The organism is Desulfocapsa sulfexigens DSM 10523 (assembly GCF_000341395.1).
Taxonomy (GTDB): Bacteria; Desulfobacterota; Desulfobulbia; order Desulfobulbales; family Desulfocapsaceae; genus Desulfocapsa; species Desulfocapsa sulfexigens.
Genome location: NC_020304.1, coordinates 2,214,911 through 2,239,830 on the forward strand (window position 1 = coordinate 2,214,911; position 24,920 = coordinate 2,239,830).

Annotated in this window: 12 protein-coding genes; 7 read left to right on the forward strand and 5 right to left on the reverse strand. The window is 44.0% G+C overall.

All coding sequences use genetic code 11. The annotated features are described in order from the left end of the window. Positions 1 to 2: 2 nt before the first annotated feature. Together UWK_RS09810 and UWK_RS09815 are read right to left on the reverse strand one after the other, a co-directional pair. Positions 3 to 1,148, reverse strand: coding sequence for a hypothetical protein (locus UWK_RS09810; RefSeq protein ID WP_015404214.1), 1,146 nt, complete (start codon positions 1,146 to 1,148; stop codon positions 3 to 5). Between the two features lie 71 nt (positions 1,149 to 1,219). Further along, entirely contained in the window at positions 1,220 to 8,953 is a 7,734-nt protein-coding gene (locus UWK_RS09815) for a type I polyketide synthase (protein ID WP_015404215.1), read from the reverse strand. 443 nt (positions 8,954 to 9,396) lie between these two features. Here UWK_RS09815 and UWK_RS18520 point away from each other — a divergent pair, with 443 nt between their 5' ends. From UWK_RS18520 to UWK_RS09840, 4 genes are read left to right on the forward strand one after another with little or no spacing between them, the layout of a single operon-like run. Then, on the forward strand, positions 9,397 to 10,449 hold the full coding sequence (locus tag UWK_RS18520; protein ID WP_015404216.1) for a glycosyltransferase family protein: 1,053 nt from the start codon (positions 9,397 to 9,399) through the stop codon (positions 10,447 to 10,449). Positions 10,450 to 10,501: 52 nt separating this feature from the next. Then, complete coding sequence (locus UWK_RS18525; RefSeq protein ID WP_015404217.1) at positions 10,502 to 13,888, forward strand: glycosyltransferase; 3,387 nt, start codon at positions 10,502 to 10,504, stop codon at positions 13,886 to 13,888. Between the two features lie 30 nt (positions 13,889 to 13,918). Continuing rightward, complete coding sequence (locus tag UWK_RS09835) at positions 13,919 to 14,749, forward strand: ABC transporter permease (RefSeq protein ID WP_015404218.1); 831 nt, start codon at positions 13,919 to 13,921, stop codon at positions 14,747 to 14,749. Continuing rightward, positions 14,739 to 16,118 carry an ABC transporter ATP-binding protein gene (locus UWK_RS09840; protein ID WP_015404219.1) on the forward strand — a complete coding sequence of 460 codons (1,380 nt, stop codon included), beginning with the start codon at positions 14,739 to 14,741 and terminating at the stop codon, positions 16,116 to 16,118. The genes UWK_RS09835 and UWK_RS09840 overlap by 11 nt, the downstream gene beginning before the upstream one ends. On the opposite strand, the gene UWK_RS09845 is transcribed toward UWK_RS09840, so the two are convergent. After that, on the reverse strand, positions 16,105 to 17,943 hold the full coding sequence (locus UWK_RS09845; protein ID WP_015404220.1) for a hypothetical protein: 1,839 nt from the start codon (positions 17,941 to 17,943) through the stop codon (positions 16,105 to 16,107). The genes UWK_RS09840 and UWK_RS09845 overlap by 14 nt on opposite strands. A 72-nt stretch (positions 17,944 to 18,015) precedes the next feature. Between UWK_RS09845 and UWK_RS09850 the strand changes: the two genes are divergently transcribed. Then, positions 18,016 to 19,143: a glycosyltransferase gene (locus UWK_RS09850; protein ID WP_015404221.1), complete on the forward strand. Its 1,128-nt coding sequence runs from the start codon at positions 18,016 to 18,018 to the stop codon at positions 19,141 to 19,143. A gap of 46 nt (positions 19,144 to 19,189) precedes the next feature. Here UWK_RS09850 and UWK_RS09855 read toward each other — a convergent pair whose 3' ends face one another. After that, the gene (locus UWK_RS09855; protein WP_015404222.1) at positions 19,190 to 20,785 is read right to left on the reverse strand and encodes a B12-binding domain-containing radical SAM protein; all 1,596 of its coding nucleotides are present in this window, start codon (positions 20,783 to 20,785) and stop codon (positions 19,190 to 19,192) included. Between the two features lie 503 nt (positions 20,786 to 21,288). Between UWK_RS09855 and UWK_RS09860 the strand changes: the two genes are divergently transcribed. After that, entirely contained in the window at positions 21,289 to 22,254 is a 966-nt protein-coding gene (locus tag UWK_RS09860) for a glycosyltransferase family 4 protein (protein ID WP_208598465.1), read from the forward strand. Between the two features lie 29 nt (positions 22,255 to 22,283). Continuing rightward, positions 22,284 to 23,369 (forward strand): glycosyltransferase, encoded by a 1,086-nt coding sequence (locus UWK_RS09865; RefSeq protein ID WP_015404224.1) that lies wholly within the window; start codon positions 22,284 to 22,286, stop codon positions 23,367 to 23,369. A gap of 27 nt (positions 23,370 to 23,396) precedes the next feature. Here UWK_RS09865 and UWK_RS09870 read toward each other — a convergent pair whose 3' ends face one another. Continuing rightward, positions 23,397 to 24,842 (reverse strand): lipopolysaccharide biosynthesis protein, encoded by a 1,446-nt coding sequence (locus tag UWK_RS09870; protein ID WP_041916387.1) that lies wholly within the window; start codon positions 24,840 to 24,842, stop codon positions 23,397 to 23,399. Between the last annotated feature and the right edge of the window lie 78 nt (positions 24,843 to 24,920).

Genomic DNA, 24,920 nt, shown 5'->3' on the forward strand with positions numbered 1-24,920 from the left:
ATTTATATAAGATCTTTTTCGTATACTCTGTAACGTTTATCCGGTTTGAGTCCACCATCTTCGTAAAGACGATTCATTGCATCATTATCCTCCAGAGACCATCCGAGTTCCGCATACTGATATTTCGGTAATTTTTGTATTAAGTCAATGAGGTACTTGAAGGCCAGTAATGGCAAACCCATCTGGCGATATTGTTCTTTGATACCAAAAAGCAGTGCTCGAAACCCGGTTATTTCAGATTCGTAGAGAACCTTTTTGAAAAGAGCGCTAATTCCAAGTTTACCGTTGAAGCGTTTGAGGAGTGGATTGAAGTCGGGCAAAAAGAGGCAGATTCCGGCTAATTCATTCTTGTAATACATAAAGAAGGCAAATTCCGGTTCCAGGATGGGGAGAAGGTTTTTAGCAAGTTCTATCTCTTCGTCTTCTGTGGTCGGGACAAACCCCCAATTGTCTTTCCAGCATTCATGGTAAACAGAGCAGAGGAGGTGGATATCTTCTTTAGTCCATTTTTTGGGGTAATAAATCGATACGTCTCCTTTTTGATAGAGTTTGTCGGAGAGTGAAAAAACCCATTCCGGAACTTCAATATCCTTGGTGAAACGGTATGAAAAGAGATCTTTTTCTTTTCTGAACCCTGCAGCATGAATGAGTTCAAGATAATAGGGTGGGTTGTACGACATCATGAGGGCTGGTGGTTTGTCGAAACCCTGAATTAATAATCCTGTTTCATAATTAGTGGAAGGGTTTAAAGGCCCGCGGAGAAAGGTCATCCCCTCTTCAATAACCCATTGTTCCACTGCCTGAAACAATGCGAGTGCGGCTTCAGGGTCATTTTCACATTCAAAGAATCCCCAGGCGCCCATTTTTTCGTCATGGTAAGCATTGTAATTATTATCAACCAGGGCGATGATTCGGCCAATAGTCTGGCCATTCCTCCTGGCCAGGAAAAATTCTCCTTTAGAGAACTTCCAGAAAGGATGTTTTTTTCGATCCAGTAACCCGGCTACTGAGGATTTTAAAGGTGGTACCCACAAAGGGAAGTCCTCGTAAATTCTCCACGGCAGTTCGATAAATTCCGCAAGTTCTTTTCGTGTTTGAACCGTGGAGATTATAACTCCGGCACTGTAATTTGTATGAGGCTTCCACATGGTTTCTGTCTGGTGCGAAATAAAAGAAACACCCTTTTTCCTGTTCTATGGTTGTTGCAAGGGGGTAAAAGTTAATCTACCCATTTCATTTGTAGTCCTTTGATTTCCATGATAATGAAGCCGTTGCTGTCCACGCCGTGTACATCCCAGACGGTTCCAGTTGCATCCTCCAGGTTTAATTGTCCATTCAGTAGAAGTTCTTCGCCAGCTCGACAGTTTCTTGTGAATGATACAGAGTCAATTGCTGCAGGTATCATTATTCGTGGATCGCCATTGTTCCGGATACTGGTGAAAAAGAAGGTTATTTGCATCAGTGCTTCCAGAAGATAGTGGGGGTACTGGAAGATGGAGGGAAGAGCCTCTGAAAAGTCATTTACATCAGGGTACAGCATTTTGCCCCGGATGGTGTCATGGTGACATGTGATGATTGAGTCAATCACTTGATAACGGTTTTTCAGCTGAGAGTAATTCTCGTACAGCTCTGCGATTTTCCCGTGTGAAAGAAGAGGGGGGGCGTTTTCAACTGTGATTTTTTCCCGTTCCGGAGAAAGTCGGGTCGTGCTGGCGAGAACCTGAGCCATGAAGTAGGTGTCCATGAATGTTTCCTGCGTGTCCGCTGATGATTTTCGGGGGCGTTTGAGCTCAACATTGCAGGTTTGCAAACTGGAATGGGTTGTTTCTCCCTGACAGAACAGATGTATCTCAGTATTCGTATCTAACGGACACTCAATCATTTGTAATAATTTAATATTTTGCAGACCGTTCATCTGCAGATGTGGAAAAAGGATACGGCTGCTCTCCAAAAATGCTTCTACTGCCATTATGGCAGACATGATTGGATGTCTGAGTAATTTCGAAGGCTTGTGGTCTGCCAGCCACTGGTCTCTGTCTGATGAGAGTGTACGGGTGGCATGAATTGTTTTTGTGCGTAGGTCAAGACGTGCGATAGAATCAATCATCGGCAGTCTTTCCAAATCAAACCAGTGCGTATTTTGGTCAACAGGATCTGACAGGAGTATTTCTGATTGAAGGACTGCTCTAAGGGGGACGACCCAACAGTCATCAGCCAGACCACAGAGGAGTTCCCGAAGCATAATTTCTGCTGCTTCATGTACCTCAAGAAAAATATCACCGCCCAGGTTTTGAACGAGAATATCTTTTATCTCCGGTGTGTCTGCCATACCCGTGCCTTCGATTGGTGGGAGCCAGAATACCTTTGTCTGTACCGACTGGTGGCTGTCCCTGAAAGTGCGACAGTAGGTAGACATTGCCCGATTGGCTATACAGTAATTAGCCTGACCAATACTGCCGCCTGATGCAGCAATTGAAGAAAGAGCCACGACAAAACGTAAGCCCTTGTTCTCAGCAGCCTGAAGAAGATTAATAGCTCCAAAAAGTTTAACATCAAGCACTTCTTTGAACATGGCCGGTTTAATGATTGGGATATAACTGTCTTTGATAATTCCTGCTCCGTGTATGACACCATCAATTTTTCCATGTTCTTTTACGATGGAATCCATGACTTCAGCAACCTGCACTTTGTCGCTGACGTCACAGGGAATATACTGAGTTGTTGCTCCCAGTTGTTCGAGTTCTGTAATGGTCTGGAGTACTTCTATGTTGTGCAGGACAGCCTTTCGTTTTGCTTTTAATTCCCGAGGAGACAGGTTGTCATAAGTTTGTTCAAGGTAACTGGAGATGAATTGCTGCTTTTTACCGGGTTCTGCTGGTACGTCTCCCTGGGAGAGTGAAGGTTCCAGCGATGTGCGCCCGAGGAGGATGAGTCTGCAGCCGAATGGAGCCAGTGAGCGAGCCAGATACGATGTAACTCCCCTGCCTCCGCCTGAAATAACAATGACATCATCTTTGGCGAGAGTCAGTGCCGGTTCCTCCGCACCAGAGAGAGTATGTCTGGCAGCTTTGTAGGTGTATAGTTGATGGTCTTCGATAAGCAGATCAATAAGTGGATTGGATAGATTGAGAGCAGTTCGTAGCAGTTCAGGTATATCGACCTTGCCCCGGAATGCAAGTCTCCGTAAACAAAGGCCCTTGAATTCTTTGGCCGCTGTGAAGAGAAGGCCAAGGATGGATTGGCCAAGGAGAGAGTCGGTCTCGACTGGACTGTTGTTATGGTGGAGATGAATGCAAAATTTCCGTTTGTTTGATTTAAGAAAATGTTGAAAGAGTGCGAAGTAGCTGGTCACTAAAGAGACGATTTCAAGAGGAGACAGGTTTTGTTCAGCCTGGCTGTCACTGATCAGAACAATGCCTGTCAATGGACCTTCTGCCGAAATCTCTTCTACAACCCGCAGTGTTTCTTCAGAGTTGAAGAAATCTATATAACCATCTTGGTGATGATCCTTTTTTATTTGTAAGGAAACTGCCTCACAACGATAACTGTCCCTGAAGGTGTTATTGAGTTGTTGAAGGTTGTTTTCAGCATCGAGGGAAAGGAGGAGAATGCGACTGTCAGGGGCAATTTGCAGGCTCGTTTCTTTATTTACAGTGATTTTTTCTTCCTGATAAACAAGCCGATTGATGCCATACTTTGAGGATGAGACGAAGGTGGGCGTATTATGTGTTGAGGCGGAAATGGATTTGTTTATCGAAACCTTTTGGGCGGGGACTTGGAAATCGTCGCCTTCCATGAGCTCAGCAACACGATTGGCCAGATCCTGAACAGTTTGTACGGACAGGAAATCTTCCAGGGTTGTAGTTATGTTGAATGTTTTTTCAGCGGCATCAACGATAATTGGTATACGACTGGATTTAATGGCCAGGTCATCTCTGACATTCATTTCCGCATCGATTTCATCACGCTCATAGCCAGTGGCATCCATAATAATCTGGATGACCTGTTCAAGTACGGCATTATTCTCAGGAACGGGTCCAGCGTTGCCGGCACCAGGCGTATCTGGAACGAGTCCTGGAGTGAAATTTTCCGGCATATACTCAGCCAAAGCTGCTCGATCGAAGTGTGGGTCAATATTCTGTTGAATGGCTTTTATAATTGCGGGTTTGAGATATCTCTCAGCACCATGAAGGGCGTAGGAATACACTTCCTGCTGAATGATATTCAAAACAGCTTCCCTGGATATCGTGAGCTCTTTCTGCTGCAGGGAAAGCGTTGATATTGTAGCTGGTGTTATGCTCCCATTCACAAAAAGGGATGAAACAGATTGGCGTAGTGCCTGTACCTCGTTTTCCGCTGAACAGCTGCTGATACACTGCACATTTTTTGTGCATTCATGAATAAGGTTGCAGAGGGTGTCCTGTGGGCCGATTTCAAGGAAGCAGCGACAGCCGAAATCATTCACAAGGCTTAAAACGTTATTCTGCCAGTGAACGGGGGATTCCAAGTGGGAGACGATTATTTTTTTGATTTCATCTGGGTCATTCGGATAGGGCTGACAAGTTGTATTGGAGATTACTGGAATCTCGGGAGCCTGCATCCGTATGTCGCCGATGTAGTCACCCAGTTCCTCACGAATTATTCGCATTATAGGTGAATGAAAAGCCATTGAAACAGGCAACTGGACGTTCCAATGGCCATCGCTGTCAAGTATCTGTTTGAAATTTACCAGTTCTTTAGTCCCACCACCAATAACTGTCTGTCTGGGCGAGTTGAAGTTGGTGAAGAAGAGATTGGTGTTTTCGGCAATCTTTTGGTTGAGATAGTCTTCCGGTGCGTTAACGGCAAGCATGGAACCGGGATCTACATCCATCTTTGAGGCTTTTGCCATGCACTGGGCACGTTTGTTGATAATTTTAAAACCGTCCTCATAGGTGAAACACCCGGCAACACAGAGTGCAGTCAATTCTCCCATGGAGTGACCGGCCATGGCTGTTGGCTGTAGTCCGAACTCGTTCAACTGTTTGTAGATGGAGTATTCAAGAAGAAAAAGGGCCGGTTGCTGCCACTCCGTATTTTGAAGTTTACTGCCATCCTCGTTGAAAAGGAGGTGAAGGATGTCAAAGTCGGCAAGCTCTGCCAAGGTATCCATCCAGTGACGAATAACGGGAAAGGTTTTATACAGCTCTTTTCCCATTTGTGGATAATGCGTTCCCTGACCGGAAAAAACAAGGCTAAGGGGCAAGCTTCCTGTCTCTTCGGCTACTGTTATGCCAAGCTCTGTCAGTTCTTTTTTCTGTTTGAATGTCAGTTTTGCCAGATTCTGTTTATAGGGCTCCAGTATTTTTTCGAGGGCAGAGTTCTTATTTTTATTATCAATGGCTCCGATCCTGAATGTCTGGTTGTTGGATTCTGTTTTGAAGAAGGCAACGCCTACAGATGGTGAAGGGGCAATTGTGTCTGTCAGAATGTGCGGTGCCTGGCTGTTGTCTCTGGTGCTGTTTTCAACCTGAACTACGTAGTTTGCACCACCAAAGCCGAATGCATTTACCTCAAAACGTCTTGCTCTCTCAAGGGGTTGTGGCCATGGTTCCGCTTCCTTGCAAACATGGAACCCGGCCTCTTCCAGGCCTATGTCAGGATCTGGTGTATGGTAATTGAGCGTGGGAGGAAAGGTTCCGGCATGCATCGCGCAAATACCACGAATAAGGCTACTGACTCCAGAAGCTCCCAGTGTATGACCGATTTGAGATTTGAAGGAGGAGAGTACAACAGAGCTGTTGGGCGGGTAGATTTGTTTGAGAGCATTGACTTCTTCCCGATCTCCCATATGAGTACCTGTTGCGTGGCATTCAACCATGTCGACCTGCTCTGGGCCATAGCCAGCATCTTCAAAGGAAGTGCTGATGGCAATTTTTTGTGTTTCTGCTACAGATTCAACCATCCCAAGGTGATTGTTGCTGGCTCCTACACCGGTAATATAGGCAAGGATTGGAGCACCCCTTTTCCGGGCAACGGATTCACGCTCCAAAACAATCATTCCGCCTCCCTCACCAAGAACCATACCACTGCGTTCGCTGTCGAAAGGACGGGAATAGGCAGATGGGGATTCGTTGCTATAGCCTTTTCCCGCCAAAGCTCCCAGGGCGGAAAATTCAAGAAATGATCCTTGGCTGAGCAATTCTTCACCACCGCCAATGATGGCTGCATCCAGAACCCCAGTCCGCATTAAATGAACAGCATTATAAAGTGCCGTGAGGCTTGAGGCGCAGGCAGAGGTGACAGAGAAACTCGGACCATTAAATCCGTATTTGTTACAGATAAAGCCCGCTGCCGCGCAATTGAGACGGCCCAGGAGTGTCGTGTCATCTATTTCAAGATGACCAGTCCTGATAGTCTGTTCCAGCGAATCACTCTGGTCCGGGGAGAGATCGCACGATTGTCGGATAGTATCAGCAATTGTTTTGGCTGCCGTATATATGGTAAGGTCTGCAGTGGTGGAGCCAAATTCGCCGGCATTTTGTGAGACGAGTACTCCTATACGGTGGCGGGGGATATCAGAATCCAAAAGCGTTGAGTCGTGAATTGCTTTGTAGGCAAGCCACAGTGTAAGTTTTGTGGAGGCGGTCATGGTCCGGAAATCATGGGGTGGAATACCCAGTTCTTTTCGCGCAATGTTAAGGGATAAAAAAGCGCCTACCTTACAGTATGTTTTACCTTTGGTGCTGGAATTTTCTTTAAAAATATCCCTGTGATCCCATTTTTCAGCAGGTATTTCGCTGATGCCGCTTTTTTTTGCCAGACATGCCTGCCAGATTTCTTCTGGACTGTTACCCAGGGAATTTGCAGCGGCCATTCCAGTGATGGCAATACGCTCCCTGACGTTTTTTCTATTGCTGGACGGTAGTGATGTTTCCTGTGCGGAAGAATTCTGCAATATTGCTTTGAATTGATTTTCTGCCAATAATTGGTGGATTTTTGCAACGGGGAGGATCTCCTGCAGATCTCCGGCGATTGAGCCACTCATATACTGTCCTTCCTGGTAGCAAACATCTGGGGAAAGAGGGTGGCCGCTTTTTGGGTGCTGGTTTCGAGCTGCAACAAGCAGGCTTCCGATACTGGTTTCTTCGAGTTGGCGCCTGATGGCAGCCTCATTGCTCGTCTGCTTGTGAATTGCTTTTTCCAGAGAACGAATTTTTGTTGTTTTGGGGGAGGAAAGGGAACGGACGCGCAGCCCAACGGACTCTCCTGTGAGTATGGTGTCACCAAAAGAAGATTTGAGCAGTGTCTGCTGGTAGAGTTTGCTCAATGCGCCAGAGGCGACAATTTCTCGGGAAGAGAGATAAAGTGTGCCCATTTGCACCCCATCTGCCCCTAAAAAGGCTGCCCGAGCAAGTGAATTGGTATTGTAAATACCGCCGGCCAGAACGAGAAAATTTCCACTGTTTGTGTCTGTGGATTGGTGCCTTAGTTCGAGGGCAGCTTGAGCAAGGGTCAAGGTCGAGTGTACTCCAACATGGCCTCCAGCCTCCTGACCTTCACATATTACAATGCTGATATTATTGTTCCAGGCCAGTCGCAGCAGTTCGATGTCGGAGGTAACATAGATAACCGTAATACCCTTTTGCTGCAAACGTGCTGCGTGGGCTGGATCACCTGCAGAAATAACGACAAAGGGAGGCTTGTTTTTTTCAAGCCAGGCTAGTTGTTCCGTGCGATAGGGATTTTCGGGAAGGGTGATGACATTGATGGCGTATGGATGTCCCTGGAGAGTCTGTTTCAGGGTGGCGAGATCCTGTTCAATTTCTTTGATTGATTTAATACCAAGGGCAATGGTTGGCAGTCCGCCTGCCTGGGCAATGGAAAGTGCAAATTCCGGAACATCGCTGATGCAGGCCATGGCCCCCTGGATAAAGGGATATTGAACTCCAAGTACCCCGGTCAGTTTACCTTTCAGCATTTCGGGAATGGCTCTATCCACATCGGCATAGAGTCGGGCAGTTTCTGATGCGAAATTGGAAATGGCAGTGGAGGTTTCCTGACCAAAACGCTTGATAAATGAATCGGCAAAAGCAGCCTCGGGCCCTAAGGGTACGAGTTGACTTCCATCAAAATCGCTATCAAGGGGGAGGACAGTTTTTGAAGAAATAGCAGTTGTCAATGCACTGGAGGGGGTGGTGTCACCGTCTTTGTTGTTTAATAATTGCCTGAGTTCTTTGACTGCTGAGGCATTACCCTTGTCAAACACTCTGAAAAATAGATTTTTTCCGAGTTCTATGGAGGAGGTGTGGTCTATTCGTAACTGTGAAATTTTTTTTGAAAGAGGGGCGTTTGGGCCAACCATTTTGTCGGTGAGCCAGTGGAGACTTTCAAAAACAATTCGAGAAACTCCGCTCGCGAGGCAGGCGGCTGCTCCCTCTGGAGTAGCGATACCACCCCAAACATGAATTGCGGGTGTGGAAGAGTGTTTTTTTGAGAGTACTTCCAGATGTGAGAGAAGTGTTAAGAGCGTTTCCGAGCTGACAAAACCAGATGATTCTGAGCCTTTAATGGCCAGGCCAGAGACCTGAGAGGGGTTTTCAAAACAGGCGTGAATGACTGGCAGGTCACCGGTGATTATATTGCAGGTGAGGGAATCATGGATTGCTATCTGTTCAAGAAAAGCGTCAAAGGCACGGGATGATACCTGCGGAAAGTATTCGACCCAGATGGTTTTCGTTTGAATGGCTTCCAGTAATGCTGTCACTTTCGTTGAAAAAAACTGCTCCAGAGAAAGTTTCAGTTCTACTCCCTGCAAGTCGGGCGTGTCGTGGGTGAGTTGGTCAACGGAGAGTTCTGATACATCCAGAATGATCTGTAGCCTGTTTTTTTGAACGAGTTGTGAAACAGGAGGTGTGAAATATTGTGGATGCCAAACATAAGAAAGTGATTTTGTAGTCAGTTCGTTCGACATTATGGGTAAACTCCGAAGATGTGTTGGTCTGTTCTTGATCCAGATAGTAACATGTAATAAATTTGTTTTTTCCGTCGTAGATTATTTCTTCAAAAAGAACTTCAGTTTGAAGTGGAAATATTTCTAACTATATAAAAAGAATAAATTAAATTAACATGAAGAAGGAACTGTTTTCAAGCAATAGATATTGTATAATCCAGGTTTGAAAGAAAAAAAATAATATGCCTTCCGGGCAATATTTTGTTACCTGTTGTTTTCTATAGTAAATTTTGAGAATAATCGTTTTCCAAAATAGGAGTATTGTCGTTTCTGAAGTGAAGTGATTTGCATCAGTTTGTGCGACTGAACGCAGGTAGGAACAGTAATTTTCAGAGAATGCAGGGAGTGGTCGCAGGTGCTTCCCTGACAAAGTGCTTTTTTTTACAGGAACCGTGGACGTTTAGATGACAAACATATTATATGGTGTTCATGGGATTGGTCATGGGCACGCCATTAGAGCACTTACCATTGCCAGTTCTTTTCCGCAGCACAATTTTCTCTTTATAAGCGACGGTGACGGATATAATATGCTGCAATCAGAACATAAGGTGTTCAGGTTGTCGGTCAATGGGAGTCCTGCCTTCCATCACAGCATGCCATATTCTGGAGCTGTTTCTTCATATTGTAAAAATATTCTTGCCGGTAAGCAGGGAAGAAAAGAAGCATTGCAGGCCGTGGAATTATTTAAGCCTGACGTGGCCATTACCGATTACGAGTCGAATGTCCCCTGGCTCTGTCGTAAAACAGGCTTACCCTGCCTGTCTCTCGATCATCAGCATATTGCCAGATTCGGTTCCCTGAGTCTCCCACTGACCAGAACAGTGGATCTTGCTTTACTCCGCATCGCCATATGGATGCAATTTCATGAGCTACGGAACCACATGATTATTTCTTTTTTTGATCCCCCGTTACGGTCGAAAAGGCGGGTGAAAGTTTTTCCTCCGATTCTCAGGCAAAAAGTCCTCGACCGGGTTTCTACAGAAGGTGAGCATGTCCTTGCGTATCATGGATATTCAACGACGTCAGATTTCCACCGTTTTCTTTTATCCCTACCCCACCCGGTCCGCTGCTATGGTATGAATGAGGACAGAGTGGTCGCAAATGTAACGTACAGGAAAAAATCTACAGATCATTTTCTTGATGACCTTGCCTCCTGTCGATATGTCTTGAGTACAGCGGGACACACCTTGCTTTCCGAGGCTCTTTATTATGGGAAACCAGTGATGGCTTTTCCCATACGTAATGCCTGTGAACAGTATATCAACGGTTATTATCTGGAGAAAAATGGATATGGGATAATGAATGATGCTTTCCGGCCATCATCTGATATCCTGGATGGTTTTGAGAAAAACTTGGAGAATTATAAAAAGAATATCCAAAAAACTTGTTTTTGTGGCAACGAGAAGGTTACTGCTGTTCTGAAACATTATTTTGATACCAAAGAATATATTGTGTGAACTTGTTGAAAACAATCATCGTCCATCTTTTTTTCTGCGGTATGGTTAAAGTATGAGTTATTTAAAAAAAATGTTTCGTACTTTGGAGAATATCGTTTTTGCGTATAATCGGGAAGGAAAAGCTGTACTGGAAATCCCTCTGTTTGATGCAGCGTACTATCGTAAGCAATTCCCTGGGAAACGTGGATCAGATCTGAACCTTTTGCGTCATTATCTTATCAGAGGATTTATGCAGGGGGATAATCCGCATCCTCTGTTCAATACCTCGTTTTATCTAAAAAGCAATCCGGATTTGGCTGAATCAGGAACGAATCCACTTATCCATTATCTCCACCGTGGATATCGAGAAAGAAGATCACCTCATATCCTATTCGATATATCCTATTACCTGGAGCATAATCCAGATGTAGAAAAGGCCGGTGTTGATCCTCTGATTCATTATCTCACGCGTGGTTACAAAGAAAGAAGGATGCCCCATTTCTTATTCGATGTGTCCTATTATCTGAAAAATAATCCGGATATAGAGAAGGCAGGCATTGACCCTCTGACCCACTACATTCAATACGGCTATAAAGAAAAAAGAGATCCCCACCCTTTATTCAGTACCTCATTTTATCTTGAGAATAATCCTAATGTGGAAGCGTCAGGAAAGAACCCATTGGTTCATTATCTTCAATATGGCTGTAAAGAACAAAGATCCCCTCATTCTCTTTTTGATACCCCTTATTATATTGAAAGCAACCCAGATTTGAAGAATGCTGGTATCGATCCTCTGAAACACTATCTCAGCCTTGGTTATAGGGAAAAGAGGAATCCCCATCCCCTCTTTAACACGTTCTTTTATTGTTACCGATATAAAGACAAACTTGCCGATGGGCAGAATCCACTTGTGCATTTCTGTGTGTATGGGTTGACGGAAAAAACTGATCCTCATCCACTTTTCAATACAGCGTATTATTTGCAGTTTAATCCGGAAGCTATTGCCTCTGGAATGAACCCCCTGGTGCATTTTCTTGCGAATGGATACAGACAGGGAGAGGCTTTTTATACGTATAAAAAGCGTCCCAAAAGAGAAATAAAAACAATCTTCATTGTGTCCTGTTGGATTCCTAAATTTAATCATGATTCAGGATCATTACGGCTGTATCGTTTGATTCAGATGCTTGCGGAAGATGGATATGAAATAGTTTTATGGGCACGATCAGGGCCCGGGGATGAGCAATACGTCGAAGCTTTGAAAGAACTCAAAGTAACACTTCCCTATCGGGAAAATGGATTTACGAACTATTTGGATGAAAAAGGCGCCTCTGTTGATTTGGTCATGCTTTGTCGATTACCAGTGGCCAGTCAATATCTTGATATTGTTCTTACTCTGACAGATGCGAGGATTGTTTTTGATACGGTTGACCTTGCCTATTTACGAGAGGAAAGAATGGCACAGACTCTGGGGCAACAGGTTGATCAGACTATCAAGGCCAAAGAACTTCATGTTTGTCGTTGTGTTGATGAGGTTGTTGTTGTCAGCCCGGTAGAGAAAGAAATCCTTAAGGTCGAAGGCATTGAGGAGAATGTGTCAATTGTGACCAATATTCACGACTTAAGTTCTCCTGGCAGATCATTTAAAGAAAGAGTGGGGTTGATGTTTATCGGCGGTTTTGAGCATCAGCCCAATGTTGATGGTATTCTCTGGTTTGTACAAAAGATATGGCCGATGATACAGGAACAAATTTCAGACATTCATCTGGACATTGTCGGCAGCAATCCTCCCGATACAATCCTGGCGCTGGTTTCTCCCGATATTAATGTCACTGGATATGTGTTGGATGTGAAACCATATTTTGATAAGGCCAGGGTGTTTGTCAGCCCCTTGCGCTTTGGTGCAGGAGTCAAGGGGAAAATCGGGCAAAGTATGGCCTTCGGGCTTCCCGTGGTCACGACATCCACAGGGGCGGAAGGGATGTATCTTGAAGACGGTGTCAGTGCAATGATTGGAGATGAAGAAGAGCTGTTTGCACAAAAGGTAATACGCCTCTATCGGGATGAAGGGTTGTGGCGGACCCTTTCCCGGAATGCAGGGGGGCTGATCGAACATCATTTTACGACCGAGGTCGTTAAAAAGGCTCTATTGGAAGTGATCGAGAGTGATAGGGGCAACGAGACGCTGGAACAAAGAGAAAATGAAAAAATCGATACCCTTTTGCAAAATCTTCATTTTACCACTACGGATCTTCCCCTTGTCTCCATCATCATCCCAACATATGGACAGGTTTATTATACACTGAAGTGCTTGTCTTCAATTATGGAAAATCTCCCTGAGGCTGAGGTGGAGATCATTGTTATCGATGATGCATCGGGGCATACTCGAATAAAAGATCTGGCGCGAGTGCCTGGGATCCAGCTGCTCGTTCAAGAGGAAAATCTAGGTTTTGTCGGTTCTGTCAATAATGGTGCCCGGCAGGCTCGTGGGGATTTCCTGTACTTCCTGAATAATGATACTCAAGTCACTAAGGGGTGGCTGGACAGTATGGTGGCTCTGTTTGAGGTTCATGTAGATTGTGCAATTGTCGGCTCAAAGCTTGTTTATCCCGATGGTCGCCTCCAGGAGGCTGGAGGCATTATCTGGCAGGATGGGGCAGCATGGAATTACGGACACTCGGATGATCCTGACAGCCCTCTATATAATTATGTCAAAGAAGTTGATTATGTTTCCGGGGCCTCGTTGTTGATAAAAAAACAACTATTTGATTCATTGGGCGGGATGAATCCGGACTATTCACCAGCCTATTATGAGGATGTAGATCTTGCATTCTCGGCTCGGGCAGCCGGTGGAAAAGTCTACTATCAACCAGCATCCATGGTGGTACATTATGAAGGAATATCACATGGAACCGATACGAGCCTGGGGATAAAGGCGTATCAGAACAGTAATCAGGCAACTTTCGTCAAAAACTGGCAGGAGATACTTGCGGCTGAACATTTTGCACATGGTAGCAATGTTTTTCATGCCAGGGATCGGAGCCGTCATCGTCAAACTGTATTGCTTGTAGATCAATCAATTTCTTCTCCATATGATGCAATACAGACGAATATAATCTGGTATATTATACAGTTGCTGGTAGAGTTGAGTATGAATGTGAAGTATTTCTCCTGTAATAGTAAAAGAGAGCAAACAGATTTCGACGCGTTACAGAGACTTGGTGTTGAAATAATTTGTGATGCTGAGGATAAAGATGGGTTAAGGAAGTGGATTCGGGATCATGGATCTTTGCTGGATGTGATTGTATGTCCATCTGATTTCGAGAAAAAGGAAATTCACGGATATGATCTTGACCTGAATGTAAGGATTGTTCCTTTTTGTTTGTTTGGGGAGCAGAGGGTAAACGGCAAAGCTGATCTTCTTCAAATTCTTAATAATTGTTCGGACGCTGGACCTGCATAAATTCAGTCACTGACCGAGGAGTAAACAACTATGAATCCCCATGCCCAATATCCTACCTCATTGGCAGCAATGTGGCGCTCTGTGTATTCTAATCGAAGCTTGGTCCGGCAATTGATTGGGCGAGAAATAGCAGGACGATATCGTGGATCGGTTCTGGGTATAGCCTGGTCTTTTTTTCAGCCCTTGCTGATGCTGGCTGTGTATACCTTTGTTTTTTCCATGGTATTACAAACGACCTGGAGAGGAGAAGTGGGTGATGGAAAGGTAAATTTTGCAATCATTCTTTTTTCAGGATTGATAGTGTATGGTCTTTTTGCTGAGTGCATCAATCGAGCGCCAACCCTCATTCTTTCCAATGTTAACTTGGTGAAACGAGTTGTTTTTCCGTTGGAAGTTCTTCCGGTGGTGATGCTTGGAGTAGCAATTTTCAATCTAATAGTTGGGCTTCTTATTCTCTTTGGAGCAATACTGCTTTTCGGTCTGGATTTTCATGGGAGCTCTCTCTATCTCCCCCTTGTACTTTCGCCTCTTCTTCTGATGACTTTGGGCCTCTCCTTGCTTCTGGCTGCGGCAGGCGTCTACTTGAGGGACTTGGGACACGTCGTGGTGGTTGTGACAACCATCCTTCTTTTTCTTTCCCCGGTTTTTTATTCAATATCTGCCGTACCTGAGAAAATACGATTTGTGATCTACTTAAACCCCCTGACGTTTATCATTGAACAGGTTCGAGCTGTGCTCATCTGGGGCAGGACACCCGACTGGCTTTGGTTGACGGTCTATGGCGGATGCAGCCTGCTTGTCGCCTGGCTGGGGTTCTCGCTGTTTCAGTGGACACGAAAGGGGTTTTCAGATGTCCTCTAGTTCTTCATCTCTGATAGTAGCGCTGGTCAGTAAGTCGTATCATATTTATAAAAAGCCTGTAGATCGCCTGAAACAGCTACTACTCTCTCCCCTGTACGAAGTTTGTCTTAAAAGACGAGTAAAGCAGTATTTTACAGAGTTTCATGCGCTGAGTGATGTCTCTTTTAAGGCTGCTCGAGGTGAAACCATCGGTATCATCGGGGCTAACGGAGCCGGGAAATCTACTTTACTCCAAATCATTTCAGGAACCCTGTCGCCAACCTCTGGAACTGTTGAGGTGAATGGTCGAGTTGCAGCGCTTCTGGAACTCGGTTCGAGTTTTGATCCAGAGTTTACCGGTATTGAAAATGTCTATCTTTATGGAGCCATACTGGGGCTGGATAGAAGAGAAATGACAAAGCGTCTGGATAAAATATGCAAATACGCAGATATTGGTGAGTATTTTCACCAGCCGGTGAAAATGTATTCCAGCGGTATGGTTATGCGTTTAGCCTTTGCTGTTATTGTCCATGTTGATGCAGATATTCTTATTATTGATGAGGCTCTGACGGTTGGCGATGCATTCTTTGTCCAGAAGTGCATGCGGTTTTTGCGGGATTTTAGAAAAAACGGAACCGTGCTCTTTGTCAGTCACGATGCGGCTGCGGTGGTGAGTCTCTGCTCTCATGTCATATGGTTACAGGATGGAAGAATAAAAATGCAGGGCAGTCCAAAACTTGTATCTGAGGCATACCTGGAAATGCAGGTGATGAAGTCCCAAAATATTTCCGAAGAGCAAATGAACCGTCAACCATCTCTTGGAGACAGAACTTCGGAAAGTCAAAAACAGCAAGAGCAGGCAAGGGACATGCGTCTGGACTTTATCAATAGAAGCAATTTAAGAAATGATATAGAATTGTTTCAATTTCAGCCGGATTCTCTTTCTTTTGGTCAACGAATGGCCAGTATTGTGAATGTTAGCATGACAGATGAAGCAGGCTGTGTGCTACGCTGGGTCGTGGGAGGGGAAAAAGTGAAGCTTTGCATTGGATGTGAGGCGCATGAAATACTTAAGAATCCAATTGTCGGTTTTTATGTGAAGGATCGTTTAGGACAGTATCTCTTTGGGGATAATACGTTTTTGACCTATGAAGACAAGGCCTTGGAAATAGCAGCTGGAGAGTCTTTTTACGCCCGCTTTAGCTTTCGTATGCCTCTGCTGCCAGTCGGAGAGTACAGCATTTCACCTGCAATTGCCGTGGGGACACAGGATGAACACCTGACTCAGCATTGGCTCCATGATGCACTTGTGTTCAAGTCTCATGCCAGTTCAGTGGTGAACAGCCTGGTTGGTATTCCCATGACCTCAATAGAAATCATTGTGCAGTGATATTTCTTTCCCATATCTCATTACCATCTATATTGACCAGTGGATGATAATTTTCTGAAACATAGTTAAACAGAAGTGGCAGCCGTTCTTCATTGGTTATTTCGTCTATGTTGTTAGCCCAGTGTCGGTTTCTATAGAGAATAAACCGTATGTTCTGCCGACCTATACTTTCTATGAAAATTTTCTGGTTTTTTTGTGACAAGGCAAACCACACCAGAGGAAATCGGGTTGGACAGGCCTGGTCAATAAAATAGTACCATGACGCTTCATTGGTCAGTGTTATGAATTTTTCATCGCCTGTAAGATTTGTTGTGAGAAAGGAGATGGTGCTCTTATATTCGGGAGGGATGAATTCACTGTCTTTCGTATAAATAGGAAAGTTATCGGTGATACTTTTGATGGAAGAGATGTTGATCAAGGTACTTATGGAGTAAAGTCCTGCTGTCAATATAATTAATAGTGTGATGCGCTTATACCATAGTGCATTGATATGCCGGTCAATATAGTAGTGTATTGCTATATAGAGAAAGGCAAGGATTGGAAAAAGTGAGCTGTATGCAAGGTGTTCGTCATCCGATCGGCCAAGAGCATTTCTAAAGCAGAAAACAGCGACAAGAAAAAGGACAATTGCGTTGAAATATTTCCTCCAAAAGACAAGAAAGTGTAGGACGTACTGTTTTTTTGTCACAAGAGTGCAGAGAAGGCGGGTGGCCAGCCAGTAACAGATGCTGCTGAGTAAGAGGAGTATGGTCAAATAACGGGGAGTAAATACCGGAAAAAGAAGCCCGTCGGCAAACTCTTTTGTCTTTGGAATATGAACAAAAACAAATTGCACAAAATCGCTGACAGCACCCTGGAGTAATATGGTTAGCGAGAGCATTCCGACCAGCACTCCAAGAAATGAATAGCGGACAAAAAGACTTCTCCAGGGAGTTTTTCTAAAGAAACCCAAAAAGAGGACGGGGCAAAGCAGGATGTAGAGTGCAGTTATATAAAAGGCTCTATCAATTGTAATACCAAAGCTTACAATAGGCATGTAGGCAAGTAAAAAACTCAGGATGGATATGGTGAGGTAGGAGTATCTTTTTGGCGGTAAGCCCGGGACAGCAGTGAGAAGTATCAAGTAGGAAAAGCTGATAAGGTCTCTTGGCAGGACTATAAATGTTTCTTTTGGAATGACCAGGAACATGATAAAAAACGTCAGAAGTGCCCATGTCCCATTGTTGTTGAAGAGGCGGAGAATGAGTAAGCCTAAACATACAAAAGAGAGCACTTTGATAAGAGAGGTCAGTGCCCTGGTAGCACCTATGGATTTCCCGAAAAGTTCCATGGCAATGATAGAGCGAAGGGGATCATGAAACACACCATGGGAAAAGAGCACATCTCTATAGGGAACCTTGCCCTCTTGTAGAGACATGGCGGCTCCCAGAGTCTCTCCTTCGTGGAAGGTGTCAAAGGTTCCACTTGCGTGGTAAGTTGGAGTGGCCAGGGAAAGCAGGAGGCTCGTAATGACTATAAACCAGGGGAGGTGTTTTGTTTGCTGTCGTTTGGTCAGGCTACTTCTTGTCCGGAAGGTATTTTCTTTTCTGATCAGGAATGAGCTGATGAATACTAGCACTGGTGGGAAGGCCATAAAGAGGGCAAAACGCAAGATGTCATTGTTAGGATTCAAGCCTGCCAGACTGAGAGGGCCAATGATATTGTCGGGGTTGTGGAAGGGGAGAAGAATTTTATTCCATAGATAGAGTCCAAATCCTGTACTCAAAACAAAGAGAGTGAAGAAGTAGAGAACTCTAAAACAACAGTTGTTTTTATTTGGCATCATATCGTAGGGCTATGGTTCTTCCTGTGAAGGTGGCTTTGACTAATAATAAACGATTTTCCTGTAGATACCACCATGAAACGTATTCTTTTTATTTCATCTAATATCCATACTCCATGGGGAGGAAGTGAACTTCTCTGGTACAAGACCGCAGTTTTTCTTGCATCACAGGAACCAGATGTTGAGGTTGTTGTGGTTGCAAGGAAATGGCCTCATATTCCACCCCATATCCAGGAAATTGCAGACGCCGGTGGCCGTATTTGTGATTTGCCTCTTCCTCCAACGACATCCATGGAATATTTGAAGGGGAAATTCCGACCATCGATTGAGATGCAAAAGAAAATGCTGTTACAAAAGATTTCACCGGATCTTCTCTTGCACTCCATGGGAAAGAGTTTTGAGGGGGGGGACTGGATGCAGAGCGCCCATGAACTGTCCGTTCCCTATGTCAACCTTGTTCATCTTGCTTCTGATCTACAGTGGCCTGATGATGGTGAAGTGGATCTGTATCGAAAGGGGTATGACCAAGCTCGTGTGAATTTTTTTGTTTCGGAAGGAAACAGAGGGATTGTTTGCAAGCAGCTAGGGATGAATATTGTAAATTCTGCCATCGTCAGAAATCCGATTTCCGTAGCAAGAGAGATCCTCTCCTATCCAGAAACGAAACAGGGATACAATCTGGCGTTACCGGCGACGCTGGTCCCAATCCATAAGGGGCATGATATCTTGTTTGAGGTTCTTGCGCAGTCAAAATGGAAGCAGCGTCCACTTCATCTGAATCTCTATGGAACTGGGAATTATAGCAAGTCATTACAGTACTATAGTCAGTATCTGGGCTTGAAGAATATCCACTTCAGGGGCTATTCAAAAAATATTGCAGAAGTATGGGCGAAAAATCATCTCCTGGTGATGAGTTCGAGGATGGAAGGCTTACCGTTAACACTTATAGAGGCAATGTCCTGTGGTCGATTGGCTGTTGTGACAGGGGTGGCAGGGAAGGAGTGTGTTCAGGATGGTGAAACTGGCTTTGTTGCAAAGGCTGCTCATCCCGAGTTTATAGATGAAGCTCTGGAGAGGGCCTGGCAGAAGAGGGCGCAGTGGCAGGAAATGGGAAGCCTTGCTGCCGAGCGAGTGCGAGAGCTTATACCCTTTGATCCCGTCGAGGCATTTGCTCATACCTTGTTGCAACTTGTGCAGGACTGACTTTAGTCCTCCTTTTTCTTATGGTTTATTTGGCAACAGTGGACTGTTATTTTCTCTTATCCTGTTCAGCCAGTAGACAGTGAATATCGTGTCGAATTGTTTTGCTCATCTGTAGATACGAATCACCGCTGATGCAATGAACAATATATTTTTTTAGACGGCTTGGGTTCTGTTTTTGCATGCCTTTTAATTGCTTCCAAAATTGTACCCTGTGGGGCGCTATGACACCATGTAACCATGCATGATGAAAAAATGTGACAAGCTCACAGAGCTGTCTTTTCAGAGGAGGGCTTGTTGTCTTTGCAGGATTGTCTTCATGAGGGGTACCGTTCTTTGCAGCTATGGCTTTACGAGTTGGACGTATACCAAGACAGAATTTGTAGGTCCTCTCCAAAAAACGGGAAGGGTTGTAGAGGTATTCCCACATTTCAATAAATTCCTCCATTATCTCCTCTAATGGTCTGCTTGGGATAAAGTTGGGTAGATTAAAATATGTTTCACTTGTATTTAATGCGATGAGTTTGTCGAATAAACGATCTTCTTTTTGCAATCGCTCCTCGAGTCTAGTACCTGGGGGAGCGCTGAGAATGTTGGGCATAATGATCGGGATGCTGGTTTGATCAACAAAATCACAGATCCGTTTCCCCGCTCCTTTTTTTTCGTTGTCAAATCCAATGATAAAGCTACCAATGATTGAAAGTCCGTTTCGTTTAATATTTTCGATGGATTCCACAAGTGGATTGATGACATTTTGATGCTTTTCATTTGCCGTCAGTATATCCTCGTCTGGAGATTCAATTCCGATAAATATATCCCCAAAGTTTGCAGCGGTCAGCAGGTCTATCATCTCCATGTCTTGTCCCAGGTTTACAGATGCCTGGGTTGTGAAACCAAAGGGCTGGTGGCGTTTTCTGTTCCATTTGATCAGTTCCTGGCAGATGGCCTTTGCATTCTTTTTGTTGGCGATAAAATTATCATCTGCAATTGTAATATGACCCCTGGCTCCAAGTTGATACAGGTATTCCAGTTCTGCGATAACTTGATCAGGACTTTTAAAACGGGGCTGCTTGCCGTATAAACCTGCAATGTCACAGAATTCACAACTGAATGGACACCCTCTGGTTGTCTGTATTAAGAAATGGTAGTAGTCGTCAAGATTGATGAGGTCATAACGAGGCAGGGGGGTGTTGTTTAAGTCAGGCTTTTCGTTGTTGCGAATGACTTGACCACTTTTTCTGGATTGGATGGCATCAACCAGGGAAGTGATGTTGTTTTCTGCTTCTCCACAGACCACGATATCACAACCAATTGTAATGAGTTCATCAGCCATGAGTGTCGGGTAGGGGCCTCCCGCGACGGTGACTTTTGCTCTTTTTTTTGCTTCTTCAATTAGGGGCTGGAAACTTTTTCTCTGCACTATCATGCCTGATATCATGATTATGTCAGCCCATTGCCACTCTTTTTCAGTTACTTCTCTGACATTTAAATCAACAAACTTGATATCCCATTCTTTTGGTAAAAGTGCGGCAACTGTGATTGGTCCGAGAGGAGCATATAAGGCCTTTGCTGTAGAAAATCGTATTGCTTGAGGAAAACTCCAGAAAGAAAATGGTAATTCTGGGTATATGAGTAAGATATTCATGGGGAAACTCCTGATTGAATCACTAGAGATTGGCTTATTAGCTCCCTGGGCAAGTTGAGTCTTTACAGATTACAAACATACTATATACTATATATTATGACATTTTTTTGGATCAATGAATTTTTCAAAGGTGTAGTAAGCTGATATAAATAATATTCAATACTGTGTGAACATACACCTGACTGTGAAGTAGTTGTTATATGTAATGTATCATACATTCTTTGGAGTTTCTGTTTTTGTCTGATAAAAAGTTGCCAAATACCGCTTATATTCTACTCTGGTTTCCTAAGCCATCTGAAACATTTGTTTTCAGTGAGGTGGAAAATTTATTAAAACTTGGGTTGCCAGTGTCTGTCTACACTTTGTATGGGAGATTAGAAAAAGACCTGTCTTCTGATATGCAATCGTATCAAGGAAAAATCCTCAGGTTGGGTGTATGGTGGGGAATTGCTCTGCCGATATTCATTTTTTATTGGTTTTTGAGATCTCCCGTTAAGACGACCATGCTTATTGTTCGGATTGTATTAAGAAGATGGAAAGGAGTAGAGAAAACAGCAGAGAATGTATGGGCATGTTTCTGTGCCTTCTATCTGGCATATCGTTTTGAAAAAGATCAGATCAAACATATTCATGCTCCCTGGGCCTGTGGCTGTGCGACGGCTGCCTGGCTTGCTTCCCGATTAACGGGTATTCCCTTCAGTTTTGCCATGCATGCCTGGGATATCTATCCCCCTGACAGCCTGATCCAAGAAAAAACAAGGGATGCTTTGTTTGTTAGGAGTGTGACGCAATATAATATTGAATATTTACGAAAACTTACTGCTTGCTCTGAAGATAAGTTTCACCTTATTTACATTGGTGTTCCCATGAGTCAGGTAAAAGCAAGACATGTTTCCATGGAACCGCCATATCAATTGTTAGCCGTTGGACGTTTGGTTGGTAAAAAAGGCTATGAATTTCTTTTACGTGCCTGCGGAGTATTGAAGGCCAATGCGATAGATTTCCACTTGAATATTGTCGGTGATGGTTTGTATCTTAACCAATTGCAACGACTCTGTGCATCGCTCGAACTAGAATCTGTTGTGACGTTTCATGGGTTTCAACCCTATGAAAAAATGCCAACTTTTTTTCAGGAAGCGGACATTTTCATAATGCCGTGTGTTGTCCATTCTTCCGGGGACCGTGATGGTATCCCAACTGTTTTGATGGAGGCTCTTCTTCATTATGTTCCGGTTATCACTACTTCGGTTTCCGGGATCCCTGAACTCATTGAAGACGGTGTCTCAGGTGTGCTTGTGCCGGAAAAAGATCCCAATGCAATAGTCGACGCCGTAACCCTGCTTATAACAGAAAAACAAAAAGCGTGGGATATGGCGGACAGGGGAAACCGGAAAGTGTTGGAATTGTTCAATGCAGAGAAAAACCATAAAAAAATACTTGATCTTTACAATTCCTACCTGTTGAACTAACAGATTGTTAAGGATGTTTGTCTTTTCACATGAATGATATTTCCCCTCCATATAAACTCGTTATTGTTCTTCAGGATCTGGAATTCGGTGGTACCCAGCGGTATGCTATAAACCTTTTGCAATATATAGACAGAAGTTTGTTTGACCCGGAACTCTGGGTGCTTCGGGGTGGTATGGATATGGCCCCACTTGCCAAACAGACAGGAGTTCAGATACGATGGTTCTCAAAAGGCAGCAGAGTTACCCCATTAGCTCTGTATCATTTTTTTCGATGTCTTGCTCGTAACAGACCTACTATTCTCTATCCTTTGACAGTTGTTCCTAATATCTGGGCAAGAATTTTTGGGACCCTTTTGAGGGTGCCGGTACTTATTTCGAGTTATCGGAATTTATATGCAAACCAGTATGAACGTCTGCTTTGGCCTTTGTCCACTCATATTATCTGCAACGCAGAGGCAATACGAGAAAAACTGGTAAAAAAGCACAGAGTGAAAAGGAGTAGGATTTCAGTCGTTTCCAATGGCGTGGATACAGAGTTCTTTGTTCCCGACTCTGCAAAACAATCAATTCCTTTGACAATTCTGTACGCCGGACGGCTGGTTTATCAGAAAGATCCTCTGACTTTGCTTAAGGCCTTTGTGCGTATTAAAGAGGCAAGACCCGAGGTAAGGTTGCTGGTAGTGGGTAATGGAGATTTGCGTTGTGAACTTCTGCAATTTATCAAACATCATTCCCTTGAAGAACATGTTTCTTTGATCGGGGGGACAGTGGATATCAAAAAGTATATGCAGAAAGCCAGGATCTTTCTTCTTTCCTCTCTTTATGAAGGATCGCCAAATATACTTATTGAAGCTATGGCTTGTGGTTTGCCGGTAGTTGCCACTCGAACAAGTGGAATCCCAGAGCTCATTGAGCACGGGAGGAATGGTTATCTGGTTTTACCTGGTGATTCAAAAACTATGGCTAAACAGGCAATTCATCTCCTTTCTGATAGTCATTTATGGGAAACTATGTCAACACAGGCACGAATCAAGGTGCTTACAAACCATAAACTGAAAGAATGTGTTCGACTGACGGAAAAGATCTTGCTGGCTCATCTCCCTGAACAGAAATGACAATAAATTCTGCTGAAAAACTGAGGTTTATGGCTCATTTGTTTGGGCGTCAGACCTTTGTTCACGCCAGACCAATAGAAAGTAAACGGATAATGCCAATGTACCTGAGACATAATAATTAACTGGTAGGAAAAGTATAAAAAGAACTATCGTTCCCAGCCAGTAAAGAGATGTGTTTTTATAGTCTGCCACATCAAAAAAGCGGATTCTTTTCTGTAAAGTGGCGATAAGGATGATTGACAATATGATCCTGCTGCCCAGAAGAGAGAGGACACCTCCCAGCGGACCTGTATCGGCTATAAGGAGAGGGCCAAGTACGATACTGCATAAAACTGGTATCGTAAGGAATATAAGCAATTGTTTTTCTAGCCTCATTGCTAACAGGCTATAAATAATAAAATTATTTATAAAAGAGAAAAATGCGGCAGCACCAAAAAATGGAACGAGAGCTTCAGAAACAGAGTAGTTTTCCCCATATATGATGAAGGCAATCTTACCTCCAAAAACAGCGAGGAGAACGGCGAGACCACTCCCTAACAGTACGATTTTTTTGAAGAAAGACCGGATTACTTCTCGAAAATGCTCTTTGTTTTTGTCGGAAAATGCGCTGACGAGTTGCGGAAAGAGCACCGCACCGATGACAAGATGAGCTATGGCTCCACAGATTGATCCCGTTATGTCGGAGGCAACTTTATAAATCGCAACATCGTTGAAGGTGTGATATTGCCGAATCCAAAAAATCTGGATTTCATTATAGAATGTTCCAAGGAAACTCACGCCGGAGATAAGTGCCAATGAAATCAGTTCGTTTTTCTTGAATGGGAATTCAGTATTTTTTTTCAGGGAAAAGTAACATAGCCTTCGGGCACCAAATATTGCTGTGCTTAATTTTAGACCACCACTTAGTAGGAAGAGTAGGGAAAAGAAAAGAATATCCAAATGGAGAAAAAGGCATACTGCTCCATAGGAAAATGCAATAATATTGGGGACTGTCCGACAGATGCCTTCATTAATGTTTTTTCCTTCTGCTCGGAAAAGATTGAAAAATGTATCGGCCATCCCTTCAAAACATTGGCTAAGTAAGAGGATAGAGATAATGGTAATCTGCTGAAGAGGCCACTGCTTGATAAAGAGTGCGAAAGTGAGAAAAATAAATATGGATCCTCCAGAAATGAGGACCTTCATTAGGGCCATTTGTCTCAGTAAGGGGCCCGTGCCACTCTTGGATGCGGATAGTTCCCGAAGGGTGTATTGATCCAGGCCCATGCTTTGCAGTGAACGGAGTAGCGTAACAATACTTAACCCAAGAACGATTAGGCCGTAACCGGACTGGTCGATACGGGCAAGCCAGATAAAGAGAAGGGAAAGTAAGGCATCCTGTACAGACTTACTACCGATAAGTGCCAAGGAACGAAAGATGATGGTGCGGAAGGATAAAACCTGCTGAGGCGATTTATTGTCAGCAGGTGACATGCTATCTCTTTGTCTCATTGCAGATGATTCCAATTGCTAACGATTTTTGTCAGTAGCTAAATCGTACACGAAATTTTT